This is a genomic window from Moorena sp. SIO3I6 (assembly GCF_010672095.1).
In genome coordinates, this window is record NZ_JAAHHU010000314.1 from 1 (window position 1) to 5,062 (window position 5,062).

2 protein-coding genes and 2 pseudogenes are annotated in these 5,062 nt (G+C 43.1%); 2 read left to right on the forward strand and 2 right to left on the reverse strand.

Annotated elements, in window-relative coordinates; translation table 11 throughout:
* Positions 1–155 (reverse strand): annotated as a pseudogene (locus F6K49_RS34900) (DUF4870 domain-containing protein); the annotation flags it as partial.
* A gap of 687 nt (positions 156–842) precedes the next feature.
* Between F6K49_RS34900 and prfC the strand changes: the two are divergent.
* On the forward strand, positions 843–2,471 hold the full coding sequence (gene prfC, locus F6K49_RS34905; RefSeq protein ID WP_293104066.1) for a peptide chain release factor 3: 1,629 nt from the start codon (positions 843–845) through the stop codon (positions 2,469–2,471).
* 162 nt (positions 2,472–2,633) lie between these two features.
* On the opposite strand, the pseudogene F6K49_RS34910 reads toward prfC, so the two are convergent.
* A pseudogene (locus F6K49_RS34910) lies at positions 2,634–3,437 on the reverse strand (IS1 family transposase).
* Positions 3,438–3,798: 361 nt separating this feature from the next.
* Here F6K49_RS34910 and F6K49_RS34915 point away from each other — a divergent pair.
* Positions 3,799–4,344: a hypothetical protein gene (locus F6K49_RS34915; protein WP_293104069.1), complete on the forward strand. Its 546-nt coding sequence runs from the start codon at positions 3,799–3,801 to the stop codon at positions 4,342–4,344.
* Positions 4,345–5,062: the final 718 nt, after the last annotated feature.

The window sequence follows — 5,062 nt, forward strand, 5'->3', positions numbered from 1 at the left end:
TTGACTACTTGATCATCGGAGATTAACAAGATAGCCAGGGGAATTAACACGGAGATAAATGAGACACTAATGAAAATTGCTCCGTGACATAATGCTGATAAAAGCTTGCGCTTGTCGGGGTCATAGTTGATGTTATTTTTTTGGTCATACACCATAGCTTAGCTCCTGAATTTAGATAATAGATTTAATTTTGACTTACCAGTATTTTAGCGTTTCTAACGCTATACGATAGGTCGTAAAGTCCGTCACAAATTAGGGATGAAATCACGACATTGATGAGTTAGTAAGTACTAGAGTTATGGCAGAAGTAGGGAAAAGGAAATGTAAAAACAGAAATAGGGAAATTGGCTTGCTGGTTAGGTCTTTAAGAAAAACGTGAGTGTGTGGTGACCGGGTGGGTCGTGTGGGGCATAGAGAAATATACCTATTGGTCGTTAAAAATCATCATTGTCTTGATGCAAAGCGCGAGTGGGGGAAACCACGGCAAAGCGCGAGTGGGGGGAACCCCCGCGTGAAGGCGCTGCCTCCCCAAGACCGCGCTGCATCGCTTATTCGTTGTTTTCAGGTTTATATCCTGAGGTTAAGTCCCAGGTTTGACCATGAAGTAAACAATATATCCCTCTCAGGTAGGAAGTAAGGAATAGGGAAAAAATCCTGTGTAGGTCATTAAGCTGATGCGCATTTAAATTGGTTTTTCCCTGTTCCCTGTTCCCTGTTCCCTGTTCCCTTTGAGCAATTTAGGTATCCCAATCTAAATGCTGAACAGCTTACTATCAGAAACGCTATAATATATAGAGAGTTATGCCAAAATTAAACGAAAGTCCCCTATCTAGTCTTTTCGGATGTCCACTGAACTTGAAGCAGAATTGCTCAACGCTGTTGAACACCGCCGTAACTTTGCGATTATTTCCCACCCGGACGCGGGTAAAACCACATTGACAGAAAAATTGTTACTCTATGGTGGAGCAATTCACGAAGCCGGAGCAGTGAAGGCACGGCGAGCTCAGCGCAAGGCAACCTCGGACTGGATGGAAATGGAGCAACAACGGGGAATTTCGATTACCTCCACGGTGTTGCAGTTTGCCTATCTCGACTGTCAGATTAATTTACTCGACACACCCGGACACCAAGATTTCAGTGAAGATACCTATCGCACTCTGGCAGCAGCTGATAATGCGGTGATGCTGATTGATGCAGCAAAGGGTCTAGAGCCCCAAACCCGCAAATTGTTTGAAGTGTGTAAAATGCGATCGCTTCCTATATTTACCTTTGTCAACAAGCTTGACCGTCCCGCACGAGAACCCCTAGAACTCCTCGATGAGATTGAACAGGAGCTGGGGTTACAAACCTATGGCGTCAACTGGCCGATTGGCATGGGCGATCGCTTTAAAGGAGTGTTTGACCGCCGCAGACAACAAATTCACTTGTTTGAACGCACCGCTCACGGGTCCCGGGAGGCGAAGAATACGGTAGTTAATTTGGGAGACCCCCAGATTGAACAGCTGCTAGAACAAGACTTATATTATCAACTAAAGGAAGAGTTAGAAATTCTCGATGGTGTTGGTCCAGACCTGGATTTAGAGCTGATTCATGCTGGTCAAATGACCCCTGTGTTTTTTGGCAGTGCCATGACTAATTTTGGGGTGCAGCTGTTTCTAGATGCTTTTTTGGACTATGCCCTGAAACCAGAATCTCGCAAATCCACAGTAGGTGAGATTCCTCCAACTTATCCAGACTTTAGTGGTTTTGTGTTCAAGCTGCAAGCCAATATGGATCCCAAGCACAGGGATAGGGTGGCCTTTGTGCGGGTGTGTACGGGTAAGTTTGAAAAGGATATGACTGTCAGCCATGCTCGTACTGGTAAAACTGTCCGTTTGTCAAGACCCCAAAAGCTGTTTGCTCAAGACCGAGAATCTATTGATGTTGCCTATGCCGGGGATGTTATTGGTTTGAATAATCCAGGGGTGTTTGCCATTGGAGATACGATTTACAACGGTAAGAAGTTGGAGTATGAAGGGATTCCTTGCTTTTCCCCAGAGTTGTTTGCTTATTTGAAGAATCCTAACCCCTCTAAGTTTAAGCAGTTCCAGAAAGGGGTGAAGGAGTTGCGGGAAGAAGGGGCTGTGCAAATTATGTACTCCGTTGATGAGTCGAAGCGGGACCCAATTCTGGCAGCAGTGGGACAGTTGCAATTTGAAGTAGTCCAGTTTCGCCTCAGAAATGAGTATGGCGTAGAGACTAGGTTGGATATGTTGCCCTATAGTGTGGCTCGTTGGGTAGCCGGTGGCTGGGAAGCCTTGGAAAAAGCTGGGCGTTTGTTTAATACCGTGACAGTCAAAGATAATTGGGGACGTCCAGTGCTATTGTTTAAGAATCAGTGGAATTTACAGCAAGTCGCAGGAGACCATCCAAAGTTGGAGTTGCAGTCTAGCGCCCCTGTGGTGTCTGGCTCTCAACCAAAGTCTACATAGGATCATTGTGTTGCGTACGCGTAGCGTGGCCGTAGGCCAATCGCTTAGTTGTGATAAAGTATAGCGCTAAAATAAATACCGAATAATTGGTAAAATAGGTAGTGCATCAGCAAAGTGTGGGTATGTCGCGCAAGTCATTCCAATCTCCTTGGGGCGATTGGCCTATGGCCACGCTTCGCGTACGCTAACCCGGCTCAATCTGGCTGCCGTATTGCCAAAGCGAGTATGAACCCAAATCCAATTGAAATAGCTGACCACCAATCTTACTGTTGTTTCAGTCTGCCCCCAAGCTTTGGCAAATAAATTGCTGGCGGCGATGCCAAGGTCCAGTTTGTCGTCTAACAATCCCTAGGGTTCGCTCTAATTCTTGTGTTTGATCTTTGCCAATGATGTACTTCACTTCAAGAGAGAGAACTCGTTCGTATCCACCCCAATTATCCGTATGCCATTGAACACAGTCTGTTTTCAAGCCCTGTATTGACAATCAATTCTTCGATGAATTTGTCAGTATGTTTACCTACTCTCGCTGCCAGAATTAACCCGCTTGATGATGGGTGAAGTTATACCAATCCAGCAATCTCCTTCTGTCAATTCATTCTGCTGACAGCGAAATTGTTTTTTTGGACGAATGACCAAAACTCATCGCCGCTGATTTGTGGAGTTTCAATATTCTGCACACTGGCATTATGAATCATTTGTCCTTTTTGAGAAGCTGCCCTAACCAAACTGACTACTGTATTATAGGTGAGATTAGCAGTTCGACTAACTCCTCTTAAACTACAACCTTGCTGCGTGAGCTTGTAGAACTGTGCGGATTTTTTCCGGTTCAATCTGTCGGCAATAGTAAAGAGTATCAAAGGTAGAGGTATTTGTCTGTCGGCAAACTGGACAGTAATACCGTTGATTTCCAATGCTTTTTGTGACCTGTTGATGGGTCTTGTGATGACCACACATAGGACATTCCATAGTATTGGGAGCATTTGTATATCAAAGTTATCTTACCACTCCCACACTTCCTTGAGGCACTACCACAGCGAGTTGACGAATCAGCTCTAAGGACTATAAATTGGTAGGTTGAATTATGGATGTATTCACGTGGCAGCGGTCTCTAAATGCTTATACAAACGGCTCTTCCGTACTTGTTATGCTAAATAAACAGTATGTAAGAGGGAACAGCGGATCTGGGAACAGCGGATCTGGGTTCAGAGGCCGTATTCAGAAAATTTTGTTAGTTGAATAGCCTAAAAATCCTTATACAGTAAGCTTTATAAGTTTCTTAACTGGAAATTTAGCATACCAGGTACTGAAGAACCATACAAACAAAAACATGTTGAACAAAGATCAAACTTTGACTGAGGCCGCAGGTTTAGGTATTGCAGGAACTATTGTAATACGAGATCTAATGCAAAATTCTTCAGAATTGAAGAATCTAATGAACAAATTGAAGGGTAATCATAAACTTCAAGCAAAAGTTTGGGCTACACTCCTGGAAGATGATGATATTGCTAAGACAGTTGTGGATGTAAGTAATAATGATGAGTTTAAAAAAGGTGTAAGTAATCTTGATAATAAGTTACACAAAAAATTTCAAAAAATTGGTTTGTCTATTGCTAGGCGTTATACAAATAAAACATTCTTGGATATTGTTTGGGAAAATAATGATATGTTTAGTGTTGAACAAGATAATCTAACTTTAGAGAATGGTATTGCCGATTTCTTGGCTAAGGAAAATCATTTTATTGAAAATTTTACTGAAATAGGATCTGAACTCCTAGGTGAGACAATTGAATTACTAGAAGATGCTGGTGAAGTCACTCCTGAAGTTATGGATTCTCTTGTGGGTTTCTTAGAGTGGATAGGAGAAATTATCTGAGGGGGTGACATGAGCCCTGAAAAACTTACTCTATAAGGCTTTGATGCCAATGATCTCAGGGAAGATAAACTTCCAAATTGACCCTACGAATGATTTTCTGGAAGCTCAAGCCCTTATAACTACGTCTAAGGTCGCGTCCAAAACAGCATGTATCTTTTAGGTGCGACCCGTGGCGAATTTAATAATTAAACTAAATCCGGTTGTCATACTCCCCTCAGATCAGCAGTTTTGCGCTAGCATAAATTCGTGCTTCGCAAAATTCGTGCTTTGCTCAAGTCATGATTAGCAATGCGTTCGCGTAGCGTGGCCCTAGGCCAATCGCGTAATTTCCATTAAACCAATCGATAGCCTAAAATTTGATAGCGGTAAAACTATCATCAGCAGTTTTGCGTTCGCGTAGCGTGGCCCTAGGCCAATCGCATAATTAAAAGTTAACTATAGCGCTATATTAAGCTAATAAAATTTGGTTTCGGATCACGAATCTGTCATAAACACAACTACTGTTGGTGCCCCGACTCCCGACTCCCGACTCCCGACTCCCTTGACTCCCAATTAAAAACTGCTATAATCCCCCAATAACCTACCATAATCAAGAAACCAAAACTCTTGTCCCTGCGTCTGGGATAATCAAAGGCACCAGAGTTTTTCCCATTGTTGAGCGTTAAGCGTCACCATCGATGACGAAACTAATTATTCAAATCCCCTGCTACAACGAAGA

Excerpts from the sequence above, each read along its gene's own strand:
- F6K49_RS34915 (WP_293104069.1), top strand. The coding sequence starts at position 3,799 with ATGTTGAACAAAGATCAAACTTTGACTGAGGCCGCAGGTTTAGGTATT.
- prfC (WP_293104066.1), top strand. The coding sequence starts at position 843 with ATGTCCACTGAACTTGAAGCAGAATTGCTCAACGCTGTTGAACACCGC.